Annotated in this window: 16 protein-coding genes; all 16 read right to left on the reverse strand. The window is 44.0% G+C overall.

The window, feature by feature from the left end; genetic code table 11:
- Window positions 1–737: 737 nt before the first annotated feature.
- The gene (locus F0P94_RS19965) at window positions 738–884 is read right to left on the reverse strand and encodes a fasciclin domain-containing protein (protein ID WP_150903014.1); all 147 of its coding nucleotides are present in this window, start codon (window positions 882–884) and stop codon (window positions 738–740) included.
- Between the two features lie 4 nt (window positions 885–888).
- A complete protein-coding gene (locus F0P94_RS19970) occupies window positions 889–1,209 on the reverse strand; it encodes a fasciclin domain-containing protein (protein ID WP_150903016.1) in 321 nt (106 codons plus the stop codon).
- Between the two features lie 107 nt (window positions 1,210–1,316).
- Entirely contained in the window at window positions 1,317–1,940 is a 624-nt protein-coding gene (locus F0P94_RS06470; RefSeq protein WP_150903017.1) for a rhomboid family intramembrane serine protease, read from the reverse strand.
- A 350-nt stretch (window positions 1,941–2,290) separates the two neighbouring features.
- Window positions 2,291–3,262 (reverse strand): polyprenyl synthetase family protein, encoded by a 972-nt coding sequence (locus tag F0P94_RS06475; RefSeq protein ID WP_150903401.1) that lies wholly within the window; start codon window positions 3,260–3,262, stop codon window positions 2,291–2,293.
- 216 nt (window positions 3,263–3,478) lie between these two features.
- Window positions 3,479–3,769, reverse strand: a complete 291-nt coding sequence (locus F0P94_RS06480) for a hypothetical protein (protein ID WP_150903019.1) — start codon at window positions 3,767–3,769, stop codon at window positions 3,479–3,481.
- A 56-nt stretch (window positions 3,770–3,825) separates the two neighbouring features.
- Complete coding sequence (rnr, locus tag F0P94_RS06485) at window positions 3,826–6,285, reverse strand: ribonuclease R (RefSeq protein ID WP_150903021.1); 2,460 nt, start codon at window positions 6,283–6,285, stop codon at window positions 3,826–3,828.
- Between the two features lie 315 nt (window positions 6,286–6,600).
- Window positions 6,601–7,086 carry a hypothetical protein gene (locus F0P94_RS06490; protein WP_150903023.1) on the reverse strand — a complete coding sequence of 162 codons (486 nt, stop codon included), beginning with the start codon at window positions 7,084–7,086 and terminating at the stop codon, window positions 6,601–6,603.
- Between the two features lie 195 nt (window positions 7,087–7,281).
- The gene (locus tag F0P94_RS06495; RefSeq protein ID WP_150903024.1) at window positions 7,282–8,019 is read right to left on the reverse strand and encodes a hypothetical protein; all 738 of its coding nucleotides are present in this window, start codon (window positions 8,017–8,019) and stop codon (window positions 7,282–7,284) included.
- Window positions 8,020–8,159: 140 nt separating this feature from the next.
- The gene (locus F0P94_RS06500) at window positions 8,160–8,603 is read right to left on the reverse strand and encodes a VOC family protein (RefSeq protein ID WP_150903026.1); all 444 of its coding nucleotides are present in this window, start codon (window positions 8,601–8,603) and stop codon (window positions 8,160–8,162) included.
- A gap of 68 nt (window positions 8,604–8,671) precedes the next feature.
- On the reverse strand, window positions 8,672–8,818 hold the full coding sequence (locus F0P94_RS19615; protein ID WP_191906945.1) for a hypothetical protein: 147 nt from the start codon (window positions 8,816–8,818) through the stop codon (window positions 8,672–8,674).
- Window positions 8,805–9,389: a zeta toxin family protein gene (locus F0P94_RS06505; protein ID WP_150903028.1), complete on the reverse strand. Its 585-nt coding sequence runs from the start codon at window positions 9,387–9,389 to the stop codon at window positions 8,805–8,807. The genes F0P94_RS19615 and F0P94_RS06505 overlap by 14 nt, the downstream gene beginning before the upstream one ends.
- A gap of 197 nt (window positions 9,390–9,586) precedes the next feature.
- The gene (locus F0P94_RS06510; protein WP_150903030.1) at window positions 9,587–10,525 is read right to left on the reverse strand and encodes a TerC family protein; all 939 of its coding nucleotides are present in this window, start codon (window positions 10,523–10,525) and stop codon (window positions 9,587–9,589) included.
- A gap of 200 nt (window positions 10,526–10,725) precedes the next feature.
- The gene (locus F0P94_RS06515) at window positions 10,726–10,926 is read right to left on the reverse strand and encodes a hypothetical protein (RefSeq protein ID WP_150903031.1); all 201 of its coding nucleotides are present in this window, start codon (window positions 10,924–10,926) and stop codon (window positions 10,726–10,728) included.
- A gap of 85 nt (window positions 10,927–11,011) precedes the next feature.
- Window positions 11,012–12,808, reverse strand: a complete 1,797-nt coding sequence (locus F0P94_RS06520; protein ID WP_150903033.1) for an ABC transporter ATP-binding protein — start codon at window positions 12,806–12,808, stop codon at window positions 11,012–11,014.
- A 117-nt stretch (window positions 12,809–12,925) separates the two neighbouring features.
- On the reverse strand, window positions 12,926–13,336 hold the full coding sequence (locus tag F0P94_RS06525) for a hypothetical protein (protein ID WP_150903035.1): 411 nt from the start codon (window positions 13,334–13,336) through the stop codon (window positions 12,926–12,928).
- Window positions 13,337–13,754: 418 nt separating this feature from the next.
- Entirely contained in the window at window positions 13,755–14,372 is a 618-nt protein-coding gene (locus F0P94_RS06530; RefSeq protein ID WP_150903036.1) for a lipoprotein signal peptidase, read from the reverse strand.
- Window positions 14,373–14,472 lie beyond the last annotated feature (100 nt).

Consider the following 14,472-nt stretch of genomic DNA (forward strand, 5'->3'; position numbering starts at 1 on the left):
TAAATTTAAAAATGCTAAGCTTATTTACTGCATCTGAAAGCCTTTTCTTTCACTAAATTTAACGTATATCTTTATTTTTCATTAATGAAGACTTTGATAAATAACTACTTAAAAGGAAAATAGCTTTTCTTTATTAAAAATTTAAAAAAAAAAATTTAGTCAGGCAACCAAAACGAAAAAAAACGCGACTACATCTACAAACCTGCCAGACTGTAATAACATATATGTTTTTATGGAAGAATTTTCTTAAATTGCATAAATATATGCGTTATTATAGCATCGAACAGGAAATAAATAAGAGTTAGTTGTTTTTGAAGTGTTGTTTTAGTCTTTTCCGAGGTTGACGAAAAACTCCTGGCCTCTTTACATATTGGAGGTGAGAATTGGGTGAGAGCATTTTTCCTTCTACAAAGAGCGCCAGGAGCTTTGTCAACCAAGGTTAAAGTATTGAAGAGCACGACCATAATTGCCTTTCCGGCGAACTTCCTTCAACTGTGCCCTTCTGAATATCTTTATACATTCCTTTCCACAACGGCCTGCTTTCTGCTAACAGCCGAGGCCAAATGCATGGGGCTAAAAGATTTACAAGCGGAAATTCATTCAGCAGCTTTTCCGCAATTGCGCTGAAGCAAACCAACTTTAAGCCGGCCGGTAGCCGAAAATTCTTAAAATAAAACAGAAAGGGTTTCGAAGAAAGGAGACCTTGGCACTCTTATTCAGGGGAAGTCTCAGAAAAACTATAAAACCGGCGCAACAAGCCAGTTATTTACCGTATGCATTACCCCGTTCCTGGCAACGTTATCGGCTTGGGTAATCTTCACGCCATTAATTAAAACCTGGTTGCCCTTCCGGAAAACGGTTACTTCTTTGCCTCCCAGCGTCATTATTTTAGAACCTAGAACCGTCTTTGAAATCTTCCTTCAGCAAACGACCGACAATAATATGACTCATTAGCGCATCCTTCAGCTTGTTAGGGTCTGCATTTCTCATTTTCTGCAAAGCTTCGTCGGAAGGGGCAAAAAAGGTATAAGGCCCGGCATCCGTCAAAACCGGGCCTAGGCCGGCCTGCACCAGAACTTCTTTTAAGAGCGCCCGGTTGTCGCAAATATTTTCCATAATGGACTTGCCGGCGTTTTGACTGTAAGCAGCAGTAACCGATAATAAGCAGAATAGCAGGGCAGTAAATGCCGTTAGTAAAGTTGTTTTCATACCCAGGGAGCCTTATATAGAGCTTTCTCTATGGTATACGCGCCCAGAAAAAAACCGCCGGCAAGGTATGGTTTAAAGCCTTACCTTTTTCCCGGAAAACAATAGCATTAAAACGGTAAGTTCTGTAGCAATTGGGAAATAAAGCCGCGGCCAGCTTCCGGAACCAGGATCCAGCCCATAATTACGCCTACCAAAGCCCCGTAAAAGTGCGCATCGTGGTTTACGTTGTCGCGGTTTTTCTTTGCTTCGAAATAGGAATAGATCAGGTACAATACACCCAGCACCACACCCGGCAGGCAAATAAAACCATAAAGGCAGATTTTATTCATGGGGGCATACAGAATGCTGGCAAAAATAATGGTAGAAACCCCGCCCGAAGCGCCCAGTGAATGATAGTTACGGTCATCTTTATGTTTGAAATAGGTGGGCACATCGGCCAGAATTACCCCTATTACAAACAGCGCCAGGAACCAGAGTGCGCCTGCCTGCGGACCGAAATAATATTTGTAAAGGCTTTCCACGGCATCGCCAAAGAAATAAAGCGAAAACATGTTGAAGAACAAGTGCCCCCAGTCAGCATGCAGGAACCCGGAGGTCAGGAAACGGTACCACTGGTTATTACGCTTTACGCTGTACGGATGAAAAACCCAGCTTTCCAGGAAATCCTGATTCCGCCAGGCATACATGGTAATGACAACGTTAAAAGCGATGAGGGCAAGGGTTAAACTCATGTTTTCAGATTTGGGAATTTGGAAATTTGAAGATTTGGAAATGGTTTCAGGATTCCACTGTCTGCTAACAGGCCAAGACAAAATACTTACCACAACCGGTTTTATGCAATATGTGTAACCCTCCCCTCCTACTTATCGCAAAACCTGGTATGCAGCTTTTTCCGAAGTATTTCGGGAGCGATAGTGAGGTATCTTGTTGGCGTGCGGTAGAAACGTTTCTGCAACCAGCCGACAAGTTGTTTCGCTGGGGCTCAACATGATAGAAATTTCAGGTTACAGCAGAAACAAAGGGTTACGGGTTCCACCTCAAAAAAACTATCAACAATTTAACCATTTAACAATTAAGTCATTTAATTATTGCGTTCCATCAGGCTTAGTGCCAGCGCGCGCAAATACTCTTTCCGTTCCTTAGGCGCATTTACGTGCTCAAGGTGCTCCAGGGCTTCGTGGAAATAATGGTTTATTTTGGCTTCGGTTTTGGCTTTAATATCCAGCAGATCATAAATAGCCGTTACAGCTTTTACTTTTTCCGCCGGATTTGCTACCATTTTGCCAAGCCAGTTGTGGAGTTCGGTGCGGTGCATTTCGTTGGAATCTTCCAGTGCCGTTAAGAGCAGGAACGTTTTCTTATCGGAAAGAATATCGCCGCCAACCTGTTTGCCAAACTGGGCTGCATCGCCGTACACATCTAACAGGTCGTCGCGGAGTTGGAAGGCGATCCCGGTCTTTATGCCGAATTCCTTCAGGTTCTTTCTATCTTCTTCCGAAGCATTACCTAAAACGGCGCCTAATTCCAACGCAAAACCCAGAAGCACCGCCGTTTTAAGCGTAATCATTTGCAGGTATTCGGGAATGCTCACGTCGGTACGGGTTTCGAAGTTCATATCCAGTTGCTGACCTTCGCAAACTTCGGCGGCACATTTGGAGAACAGCTTAAGCACTATCGGCAAATGGATGGGCTGCACGCCGAGGAATAATTCGTAGGCTTTTACCAGCATCACGTCGCCGCTGAGAATGGCGGTGTTGGCGTTCCATTTTTCGTGCACGGTTTCCTGGCCGCGGCGTAAGGGTGCCTGATCCATGATGTCGTCGTGCATGAGGGTGAAGTTGTGGAAAACCTCTACGGCAGCGGCCGGCAATAATGCTTTATCTACTTCATCTTCAAATAAATGATGTGCCAGCACGGTAAGCAACGGCCGGATGCGTTTTCCGCCCAGGTCCATGATGTAGCGGATAGGCTCATACAATTCAGTCGGCTCATCGCCGTAATTAATTGTGGATAAAGTCTGCGCGATCTTCTCCGAAAAAGTAGCTATGGGAATCAAAACGTAAAGCTGGATTTGGTGCTGCCGCTAAATTACAACAGCATTCTTAGATTTCCGGAATTCTTTTGCGGGATTGGGGGAGTTTTGGTTTGGCAAAGTTTTCAAGCTGCTCGCTATATCAAATTCCGTAATCAGGGAAAGCATTTTGAGCTTCTAAATTAAAAAGCCGTAATCTTTATCAATTACGGCTTTCACTCCTAATTAACCTATCTGTTATCTTAAAAGATCTAAAACACCCGCTGATACATTTGGCCGAATTAAATCTAATGAAGTACCGTAAAGATTATACATCCTTTCTGATTGTTTAGAATAATTAGATAATCCTTCAGCACCAGTTATTAGATAGCTGTAATTATCATACTTTGCTTTAATAGAGTTGATTGAAACACCTCTCAATAAAGTAGATAGTTGCTGTTTTAAATCTGCACTTAAAGTCAATCCATTTGCTCTAAGATAATTAGTAGCATAAAGCATATCTCTATCATCTTGTTCTGTCCAAGTCATATTATATTCTTTTTAATTTTATTACAGGATCAAGTTAACTAAATTCTGAGCTAGGTTTAAAACCCATAAAAATCCCGGATATTCCGTTTCGTAATCGGAACGTGCGGGGCTTCGGAGCTGTCTGGAGTTTCTTCGTTGGCGCCGGAGCGTTCGGGGCCTTCGTGGGTAACGGCCGGCTTTTCCGGAATGTAGCCGCTTTTGCCTTTACGGGGTTTGGGCGCAACTTTCGCGCGATCTTCCTGCTTGCCGCGGCCAATTTTTTCGGCTTTCTTTTTCTTGCTGCGGCTTTCGTAGGTGTCTTCTTCCGGCTGCTGGAAACCGTAGTGCCGCGAATTGGTTTCGGTAACCAGATAGAGGTCTATGTTGCGATCCATCAGGTTTACGGCTTTCACTTCCACGGTAACTTCGTCGCCGAACGTGATCATCCGTTTGTTCTTCTGACCAATCACCCGGAAATTCTTCGCGTCGAGCTCGTAGTAATCGTCTTCCAGGTCGGTGAGGCGCACCATGCCTTCGGTATTGGTTTCTTCAATTAACACGTACAATCCCCACTCGGTTAAGCCAGATACAATACCTTTGAACTGACGGCCAATGGTATCCTGCATGTACTCCACCTGTTTGTACTTAATGGAAGCGCGTTCGGCATCGGCGGCACGTTTTTCCATATCCGAAGAATGTTTACAACGTTCCTCAAATTCCTCTTTGGGCGCTGTAACGGGCTTTGCGAGGTACATTTCTATGAGGCGGTGCGCCATCATATCGGGGTACCTTCTGATGGGCGACGTAAAGTGCGAATAGTGTGGAAAAGCCAGACCAAAGTGCCCTTTCGGCTCGGTGGTGTAAATGGCTTTGGCCATGGTCCGGATGGCCAGGTTTTGCAGGATGCTTTGCTCCGGCTTGCCTTCCATTTGTTCGCCCAGGCTGTTTAAGCTTTCGGCTACGTTGTTTTCCTGGATGTTTAAGCGGTAGCCAAAACGGCCGGCAAAGTTCGAGAAGTTCTCCAGTTTTTCCGGGTCCGGGGCGTCGTGGGTGCGGTACACCATCGTCAGGCGTTCGCCTTTCTTTTTCATGTGGAAAACAAACTCGGCTACCTTGCGGTTAGCCAGCAACATAAATTCCTCGATGAGCTTGTGCGCATCTTTGCGTTCTTTCACAAAAACCTGGGTCGGCTTGTTGTTTTCGTCGAGCTTGAATTTTACTTCTACCGTTTCGAAACTGATGGCGCCGTTCTTAAAGCGTTTTTCCTTCAGAATTTTAGCCAGGCGGTTCAGGGTATGAATTTCTTCCACGTAGTCGCCTTCGCCGGTTTCGATGCGTTCCTGAGCTTCTTCGTAGGCAAATCTTCTATCGGAATGGATAATGGTTTTACCGAACCATTGCTGGTGGATGCCGCCGTTATCGTCCATTTCGAACACCGCCGAAAACGTTAATTTATCTTCGTTCGGCCGCAAAGAGCACAGGCCGTTCGAAAGCCTTTCCGGCAGCATCGGGATGGTTCTGTCTACCAGATAAACCGACGTAGCCCGGTGGTAAGCCTCTTTTTCCAGGCGCGAATTAGGTTGCACGAAATGCGTAACGTCGGCAATGTGCACGCCAATTTCCCAGTTGCCGTTTTCCAGTTTGGTTATGGAAAGGGCATCGTCAAAGTCCTTAGCATCTACCGGGTCTATGGTAAACGTGGTGATGTGGCGCATATCGCGGCGACGGCCAATTTCTTCGTGCGTAATTTCGTCCGGAATGGCATTGGCCTCGGCTTCCACTTCCTGCGGAAACTCGAACGGCAAACCGTATTCGGCCATAATGGAATTGATCTCCGCTTCGTGCTCTCCCGCCTGGCCAAACACGCGAATTACTTCGCCGATCGGTTTTTTATCGGGGTGGCTCGGCCATTCGGTAACCTGCACCAGCACTTTATCGCCGTTCTGGGCGCCTTTAATGCCGTCCATCGGGATAAATACATCGAAGTACAGCTTTTTATAATCGGGCACCAGGAACGCAAAACGGTCGGAAACCTCGATTCGGCCTACAATGTCTTCGCGTTTGCGCTCCAGAATTTCCAGCACTTCGCCTTCCATCTTGTCGCCGCGGCCCACGGTAACTTTCACTTTCACAAGGTCGTCGTCCATTGCAAATTTCAGCTTCTCCGTGAAAACGCGCACATCGGAGCCCAGCTCTTCCGAAATCACAAAGGCGTATTTCGGGGTAGCCAGGTCCACTTTTCCGGTCACAATTTTGGTTTCCGGGTTAAATATGTAATCGCCGTTGTCGAGCAGCATAATGTCGCCTTCCTTCTTCAATTGCTTCAGGTGCTCGTATACCAGCTCGCGGCCGGCCTGCGTGGTTACGCTTAGCCGGCGCAGAATTTGTTTCGGGGAAAATACTTTGCCTATGTTCTTGGAGAAAATACTGGCAACGCGGTTTTTGGAAATATCTTCAGACAAGCCGCCTTTTTTGCTGCGTCTTGAATCTTCTTTTGGTTCTTCGGAAGCGTTTCTTCCTTTTCGGTTTCTTTGCATCTAAAATGTATCTATACTTTTTAATCTCTTAAGTATACTGTTTTTTCTATAAAGGTTACGGTTAAGAGAATATTAAATTAAAATGGTTATTAAAAATTGCGGTGAAGGGGGATTTTACTTCGGCTGCAAGGGCCGTTTAAGAGGGGTTTTAACAGGAAAATTGATAGCGTTTTCGCCAAGCCGCTGCCGTTTGGGGTGTGGCAGCATTGTATAAGGTTTTGGCGGGGGTTTTAGTTCAGATTTTGGATTTGAGTTTTGGAAACCGCTTTAGAAATCAACTCAAAAAGTGTTTTACAGTTTACTGTAAGTCGACTTTTATTCATAACCTAATTCTTTGAACCTATCAAAACATTGTCCTTTTTCAACAGGACACAATCTCCTATTATGTGTATTTCTTTCTTCAACTATATATTTTATAGAAAAAGGTTCAGATTTGGTAACTATAGAGTCATTCTTAGCATATGTAAATCCTCCTTCAATTTCTTTTTTCTCCAACAATTCTAACCATTCCATTTGGTATGTAATTGTAAGTGTATCATTTTTAAAGTTCCAATTGCCTGTTCTTTTTGTATTTTTTAGTTTCTGTAGCTGGTATATTATGTAGGTAGCTTCCTTATTCTTCGAAAGCGTTATATACACTGTAAAATCATTTGAAGAATCTGGGCTTAACTGATTATGAGAAAGTATATAGGTCCCGTCTATTTTTTCCTTCATATCTTGCTCATCTCGGTGTACAAAAGTAAAAACCAAAGACAGGATTAAAATGACAATTAAAGATATAATTAGGAATATTTTCTTCATTTTCTTTTATGCTTGTTGCCAACTATGTACAACAATAAAAACGCTACCCTTTCAGGACCAAAAACTGCAGAAGCATTCTGCTCTCACAGAAACTGGCAACTTCTTTCCTCCGAGCTGGCTTTTGAAATGCTATGATTTTGGAGGGAAAAAGTGGTTTATGACCCTGATATAATCAAGAGGTATAAAGGAATTTATCTATTCTCTTGTTAAGATTTCTTGCTTTATCCCATTTATGTAAGGACAGCTATAATTTATTAAAAGGTTATCCCCATTTCTCCATTTTATCCAACCAGTCTTTATTTTATGTTTTGGTTTTTCTGGATCTTCATTTAAATAAACTATTAGAAAAATTTCAACCCAATCTCCACTCACCGACCTTATTCGGAAACATTCTGGTCCTGAGTATTTTATTGATTTTGACTGTTCAGTAGGTTGACGCCTAATGGGTTGATTTGAAGCAGGAAGCCTGGAAATTGAGCGTTGTCGTTTTAGATGATCTTCCCAACTTAAATATTTAGTAAACTTGCTTTTTCTAAGCCAATAAGTTTGGCCATTTTGATTATTAACTATTACTTCATACCATCCCTTTGTCTGTTGCTTGAAACGAAGTTCCAAGGAAAAACCAGATTGTTCTGGCTTTAGCCATTGAGATTCATTCCATTCCCCTTGTTCATTTAGGGACAATATGCCCCACCAAATCCTTTTTGGCTCCTGGTGGTTGGTTACTCCTACTGTTGTCGGCAATATATCTCCAAGAATTTTAATTGTTTTCGTTGCCTTTATATCGGTTGTGTCAGGATAAAATTCTAAAATACGTCCATTTTCGCAATCAATAGAAACAAGCCCCTTACCTAAAGGTGTTTGTCCAAATAAATCCAGAGTGGCTAAGAAGAATAAGTTCGCTAGTAATAGTTTCAAATGACTTTTGCTCATAGCTGCTTTAGATATGTACTGCTATTTATTCAAATACAACAAGACGGACATACACAATTTAACAAAAGTAAATTGAAAAAGCATTAAAAACGCTATCCTTTCAGCCCCAAAAACTCCCAATTAAGCTTTTTCTGTATCCTTCAAAGTTGTTGCGCCAAACCGATCAGAATTCCTTCGTTGCTGCGAATGTAGCAGAGCCGGTAGGTGTTTTCGTACTGCACAATTTCGCCAACGAGCTGCGCGCCGTGTTTCAGGAGCCTGGCAACCAGCTCGTCGAGGTCCTGAACGGTAAACATAACCCGCAGATAACCCAAGGCATTTACCGGCGCCGTGCGGTGGTCGGCAATAACAGCCGGGTTTACAAACCGCGAAAGCTCCAGGCGGCTGTGGCCATCGGGCGTAACCATCATCGCAATTTCAACTTTCTGGTCGCCAAGCCCGGTAACCCGGCCCGCCCATTCGCCTTCTATGGTGGCGCGCCCTTGCAGCGTCAGGCCTATTTCCGTGAAAAATGCGATAGCGTTATCTAAGGATTCTACCACGATGCCCACATTGTCCATCCGAAGTAATTTATTTTCAGGCATTGCTTTGTATGGTTTGGTTTAGTTGAAAACGCTATGGTTTTGGAGGGGAAAAGTGGTTTTAATGGCCTTTACGGCTTTATTTTAACGATCTTGTCTTCTTTTAGAATAACAAGCTCGCTGTTCATTTTCCTTTTAAACTCGATAAGCTTCTCATAAACCTTGTCCATTCCTTCCAGGATCTTGGTCTGGTTAGAGGTTCTTTTATTTTTCGCCATTGTTGTAGCTTTTTAATTTGCTGAATTTGATTTCATTTAAGATGCTTATCTCGGTCGCCAGTGTCTTTTCGGCAATGAGGTCAGGTTTGCCTTCGGAATTATCAAAAATCATCACCTCGTCTGCAATTGCTATATAGATCTCAAATAAGTTTTTAATACCGTTTAAGTATCTACGTTTAATTACGTGCGTTTCGATATTGTGCCCGCCTTCTAAAACCCGGGTTCTTACGCGTTCAATGGCTAGGTCAACATTTTGCAGCCAGAAGAACAATAAAGTAACAGTATACCCTTGCTGCTGTGCCTGAAGGACTTTATGCTTGTAGCTTTTGGTGGCTAAAGTAGTTTCGAAAGCGAAGTTTACATTATTATCAAGCAGTTTATTTATCCGGTGAAGCATAATTCGCCCTGCTTCAAATGAAACCGTTTCTGGCTGGAAAGGCGATAAACCTTTGGCAATTTCGTCGGCGTTTACAAATTCTTTACAATTCAGAATTTCAGGCAAAATGGTAAAAGAGGCCGTAGTTTTCCCGGCTCCATTACAACCTGCTATTATGTAAAGATTCTTCTCCATTTCTTAAAGATACGCAATTACAGAATTTTACTCATTAGAAAACGCTATCCTTTCCGCCCCAAAACTCACTTCTATTAAAACAATCTAACCCCTCAACCGCTTCCGGGTATTCTTCAAATCGCCTTCGGGAATGGTCTGAATTAGGGCGCGGGTGTAATCGTTTTGGGGTTGGTTGAAAGACTTAAAGGAAATTATGATTATCCCTCCCGTTCACCGGCTTTATTTTCTCTTCTGGTTTTAATAAAAGATAATACCACGCTAACAATCAAAATCAACGCGATGACAAGCAGGGAAATAAAGGTAGGAATCTTGAAAACATCAACTAAGGTCATTTTTAAGCCTACAAATATGAGTATGACGGCAAGTCCGTAAGATAGATAAACAAAGCGATCTACTACATGGGCAAGGGCAAAATACATAGAACGAAGCCCCAGAATGGCAAAAACGTTCGACGTATATACGATGAATTGATCCTGGGTGATGGCAAGTATAGCCGGAATACTATCTACTGCAAAGATCAGGTCGGTGGTTTCGATCAGAATAAGCACCAGGAACAGCGGGGTTGCGTATTTCTTGCCGCCCAGCTTTACAAAGAATTTATCCCCGTGCAATTGGTCTGTAACTGGCATTATTTTTCGGAAGAACTTTATAACCGGGTTTTTCTCCGGCTCTATCTTGGCATCCTTCTCGGTAAACATTTTATAACCGGTATAGATCAGGAAAATGCCGAAAATGTAAATGCTCCAGTGAAATTTCTGGATCAGGGCAACGCCAGCAAAAATAAAGATCACGCGCATTACCAGCGCCCCGAGAATACCCCAGAACAGGATTTTATGCTGGTAGATAGCCGGTATCTGGAAGTAGCCGAAAACCAACACAAACACGAATATATTGTCTATACTTAGTGATTTCTCGATCAGGTAACCCGTTAGAAATTCTATTGCTTTGGGTTCACCAAACCAGTAATAAATAAGGCAGTTAAAAACCAGGGCAAGGCTGATCCAGACGCCAGTCCAGGTAAGTGCTTCTTTCACAGATACCACATGCGCCTTCCGGTTAAATACGCCCAGGTCAAGAGCAAGCATCAGCAGTACAAATACATTAAACCCTATCCAGAATGTAGCATTAACTTCCATAAGTATTCTCTTTTAGTAATTAACAAACCAAAGTGTGTAGCAAGCTTATTCTGAAAAAGGATATCCCAGATGCGCTAACTATAATAGGTGAATAAGTCCCTTTAGCTGGTTTCAGTATTACGGATTAACGGATTTTCTAACTATTTACCAAAGCATAGAACTAAAGCTTTAGAAAAACGCTATCCTTTCAGCTCCAAAAACTACAAATCTTGTAGATAGAGTATTTCTCCTGGCTTTGCCTCTTTTATCTTATTGATAATTCCTATACCGTGTTCCTCCGATCGACAGGGAATAATAATTTTATTGGGAGAGCTCTTAATATCATTAACCACCGCAAGATTCCCCGCCATCATTTTCATAATTTTCAGGGTTCCGATTATTTTTGGACGAATTAATCTCATGGATATTAAGATTAAGATATTGAGATTCAAAAGAAAGAAAACGCTATCCTTTTTGCACCAAAAACGCCTCTCCTTTTAAAAGAACTTAAGCCTTTAGCCGCTTCCTGATATCTTCCACATCGCCTTTGGGAATGGCCTGGATCAGAGCGCGGGTATAATCGTTCTGGGGTTGGTTGAAGATCTGCTCCGGCGTACCGCTTTCAATAATGCGGCCCTGGTTCATTACAAAAATGCGGTCGCTCATATACTTGGCCACCGAAAGGTCGTGCGTGATGAACAGGTAGGTTATGCCCATTTCGCGCTTCAGTTTGTTCAGCAAATTCAGCACCTGCGCCTGCACCGAAACATCCAGCGCCGAAACCGATTCGTCGCAGATAATGCATTTTGGGCTGAGCGCCAACGCCCGGGCAATGCTGATGCGCTGCCGCTGTCCTCCGGAAAATTCGTGTGGATAACGATCGAAATGCGCGGCGGTAAGTCCAACGGTCTCAAGCAGTTCGTTTACTTTCTCGCGCCGTTCCTTCCCGTTTTTCAGGATGTTGTGCACCTTCATCGGCTCCATAATGGTTTCGCCCACGGTCAGCATCGGGTTAAGGCTCGCGTACGGATCCTGGAAAACCATCTGGAAATTTTTCCGGCTCTTGCGCAGCGCTTCCTGACTTAAACCGGCAATATCTACGTCGTTAAAAATAATGCGGCCCGAAGTAGGTTCTACTAGGCGTAAAAGCGTGCGCCCCAAGGTAGTTTTTCCACACCCCGATTCGCCTACCAAACCCACCGTTTCGCCGGGGAATATCTCGAAATTGACGCCGTCTACGGCCCGCACGTATTCTTTTACCTTCCCAAAGAAGTTCTTTTTAATCGGAAAATGTACTCGCAGGTCATCTACTTTAACCAACGGATTGGTGCTTTGCTGCATTGCCTGTTTCCGCTTCAGCTCGGCCATTGTATCGAGGTAATTGTTTACCACGACCGGCAAAGAAGTATCTTCCACAAAGGGTTTTTCCACAATTTCACCGCTCGGCAAAACCTCCATAAAATCGGAAACGGTAGGCAAAACGGCTTGAAAAGTGTTGATTTTCGGCCGGCAAGCCAGCAGTGCTTTGGTGTACGGGTGCTGCGGTTTGGTAAAAATATCAAGCACGGTTCCCTGCTCCACCAGGTTGCCTTTGTACATCACCAGCACGCGGTCAGCGATTTCGGCCACTACGCCCAAGTCGTGGGTAATGAAAATGATGGAAGTGCCTTTGCGTTCGCGCAGTTCGTTCAGCAGTTCCAGGATGTGCTTCTGCACGGTAACGTCCAGCGCCGTAGTCGGTTCGTCGGCAATGAGTACGGAAGGTTCGCAGGCCATCGCCATGGCAATCATCACGCGCTGTTTTTGTCCGCCGGAAATTTCGTGTGGATAAGCCTTCAGCATTTTCTCCGGCCGCGGCAACTGCACCTGTTGAAAAAGCGCCAAGGTTCTGGCTTCGGCTTCTTTACGGCTCAGGTTTTCGTGTAACTGCAATACTTCCATCACCTGCCGTCCACAAGTATAAACAGGGTTCAGCGAGGTCATTGGCTCCTGAAAGATCATCGAAATTTCCGAACCGCGCAGCTTTTCCATCTGCTTTTCCGGTAGCTTCAGCAGATCCACTTCCCCAAACTTCTTCGACTGCAGTATAGCCGAACCACCCGTAATTTTCCCCGGCGGATCGTTGATCAATTGCATCAAAGAAAGCGACGTCACCGATTTCCCCGAACCAGATTCACCCACAATTGCCACTGTTTCGCCGGCCATCAGGTCGAAGGAAATATTGTTCACCGCTTTTACAAAACCGTGCTGCGATCGGAATTGGGTTTCGAGGTTTCGGACGCTTAAAAGTGGCTTAAAGGACACGGAATAAGGTATTATTGTATGTGGAAAAACTCAGGGCTAAATTATTATCTATTACTTAATCTTCTTCTATTCCAAGGTCTGTCAGGGGACAGACCTTGGAATAGAAAAACTCAGGGCTTATTCTTCTTCAAGCTTGCGCAGTAGTATTTTAAAATCCTGCCGCTCGTACAGTAATTCAATCTCATTGTTCTCCATATGCCGGAGCTTAAACGTAAGCGGTTTGTAATTACCGGCATCTATCCACACCGATTTGCCATCTTTGGCAACCTTGTAACTGGCCCAGCCATAATACGTGCTGTCGCCGGTTCCTTTGCGATTTACGGTCAGTTCGCCGCCGGTAAAATCGAGTTTATTGCCAACCGTTAAATGTGGCAGCAATTGGCTCACGCTGTCTTTATCCACATCCATTTTCGGCTTGCTTACCTCAGCAATTTCCCACCGGCCTTCTAAATTAACTTTTTCGCGGTTACAGGCAAAGGTGAAAGTGGCTATAAAAAGGATGAGGATTAGATAGGCTTGGTTGCGCATTGGCTGAGGTTTTGAAATTTAATATATCTGATCATTTTGAGCGAAGCCGAGGGAACTTATTAGGCTTATTTATAAATAACGGTTTTATAAGTTCCCTCGGCTTCGCTCAAAATGACGCAATTTTTTGTCATTTCGACCAGCGGGAGAAATCTCCGGAATAAGGTAGAAAGCCAGATTTAGAAGCTACTCCCAACTTGATGAGATTTAGCTACGATGAACCTACGGTTTCTCCTGACGTCGAGATGGCGCAAAAAAACGCTATGTTTTCCTATGGAAAAAGTCGCAAAATGCGTGCGGCCAGGTCGCGACCTGTCCCTACGTAATCCCAAAAATTAACGAATCCATAAATCTGACGAATCCGAATTCAGACAAACAATCCTGAAAATCCATTAATCGTGAAAATCGTGTTCAGACAAAATTACGCGGCTGGTTTCTCCGTATGGATGATCTCTACTTTCTTTTCATGGTCGAAGAACTTGTTCTGATTGAACAGGATCAGAAGAACCCCAATGAAAATGGCTGAATCTGCTACGTTGAAGATCGGCCATAGCGACATGGGTTTTCCACCGAGGATCGGAATCCAGTGCGGCAGGATGCCTTCCCAGATATCCACAAAGAACATATCTACTACCTGTCCATGAAACCAAGGCGAATGTGAGCCATACGGCGCATTGTCGAACCAAACCCCGTAGAAGATACTGTCAATTAAGTTACCAATGGCTCCGCCTAAAATCAACGAGATGCACCAAATAAAGCCGGAATGGGCACGGGTTTTCACCAGGTGGTACAGGTAATACCCGATCCCGAACATGGCCACCAAACGAAAAGTCGTCAGGATGATCTTGCCGTAATCGGAACCTAATTCCACGCCAAAAGCCATGCCCGGATTTAATGTGTAATGCAGTTTCAGCCAGTCGCCGATCAGTTTTATCTCGCCGGGCAAACCCATTTCCATGTTGAAATGCACAATGAACTTCACTGCTTGGTCGACAATAATAACTGCCAGGGCAGCCAGGTAATATTTCCAGTATTTCATAATTTCTATTTTTTGTCTGAACTGTGATCTTTATGATTTAATGAGTTGTGGATATATGCGGAAATTCAACGTTCTGAATTTATCCGTAGTGTGGGGTTTA

Source organism: Adhaeribacter soli, from assembly GCF_008727925.1.
In the GTDB taxonomy this organism is placed as follows: Bacteria; Bacteroidota; Bacteroidia; order Cytophagales; family Hymenobacteraceae; genus Adhaeribacter_A; species Adhaeribacter_A soli.

Coding starts and splice junctions, on each gene's coding strand:
- F0P94_RS19965 (WP_150903014.1), bottom strand. CDS start 884: ATGACGCTGGGAGGCAAAGAAGTAACCGTTTTCCGGAAGGGCAACCAG.
- F0P94_RS19970 (WP_150903016.1), bottom strand. CDS start 1,209: ATGAAAACAACTTTACTAACGGCATTTACTGCCCTGCTATTCTGCTTA.
- F0P94_RS06470 (WP_150903017.1), bottom strand. CDS start 1,940: ATGAGTTTAACCCTTGCCCTCATCGCTTTTAACGTTGTCATTACCATG.
- F0P94_RS06480 (WP_150903019.1), bottom strand. CDS start 3,769: ATGACTTGGACAGAACAAGATGATAGAGATATGCTTTATGCTACTAAT.
- rnr (WP_150903021.1), bottom strand. CDS start 6,285: ATGCAAAGAAACCGAAAAGGAAGAAACGCTTCCGAAGAACCAAAAGAA.
- F0P94_RS06490 (WP_150903023.1), bottom strand. CDS start 7,086: ATGAAGAAAATATTCCTAATTATATCTTTAATTGTCATTTTAATCCTG.
- F0P94_RS06495 (WP_150903024.1), bottom strand. CDS start 8,019: ATGAGCAAAAGTCATTTGAAACTATTACTAGCGAACTTATTCTTCTTA.
- F0P94_RS06500 (WP_150903026.1), bottom strand. CDS start 8,603: ATGCCTGAAAATAAATTACTTCGGATGGACAATGTGGGCATCGTGGTA.
- F0P94_RS19615 (WP_191906945.1), bottom strand. CDS start 8,818: ATGGCGAAAAATAAAAGAACCTCTAACCAGACCAAGATCCTGGAAGGA.
- F0P94_RS06505 (WP_150903028.1), bottom strand. CDS start 9,389: ATGGAGAAGAATCTTTACATAATAGCAGGTTGTAATGGAGCCGGGAAA.
- F0P94_RS06510 (WP_150903030.1), bottom strand. CDS start 10,525: ATGGAAGTTAATGCTACATTCTGGATAGGGTTTAATGTATTTGTACTG.
- F0P94_RS06515 (WP_150903031.1), bottom strand. CDS start 10,926: ATGAGATTAATTCGTCCAAAAATAATCGGAACCCTGAAAATTATGAAA.
- F0P94_RS06525 (WP_150903035.1), bottom strand. CDS start 13,336: ATGCGCAACCAAGCCTATCTAATCCTCATCCTTTTTATAGCCACTTTC.
- F0P94_RS06530 (WP_150903036.1), bottom strand. CDS start 14,372: ATGAAATACTGGAAATATTACCTGGCTGCCCTGGCAGTTATTATTGTC.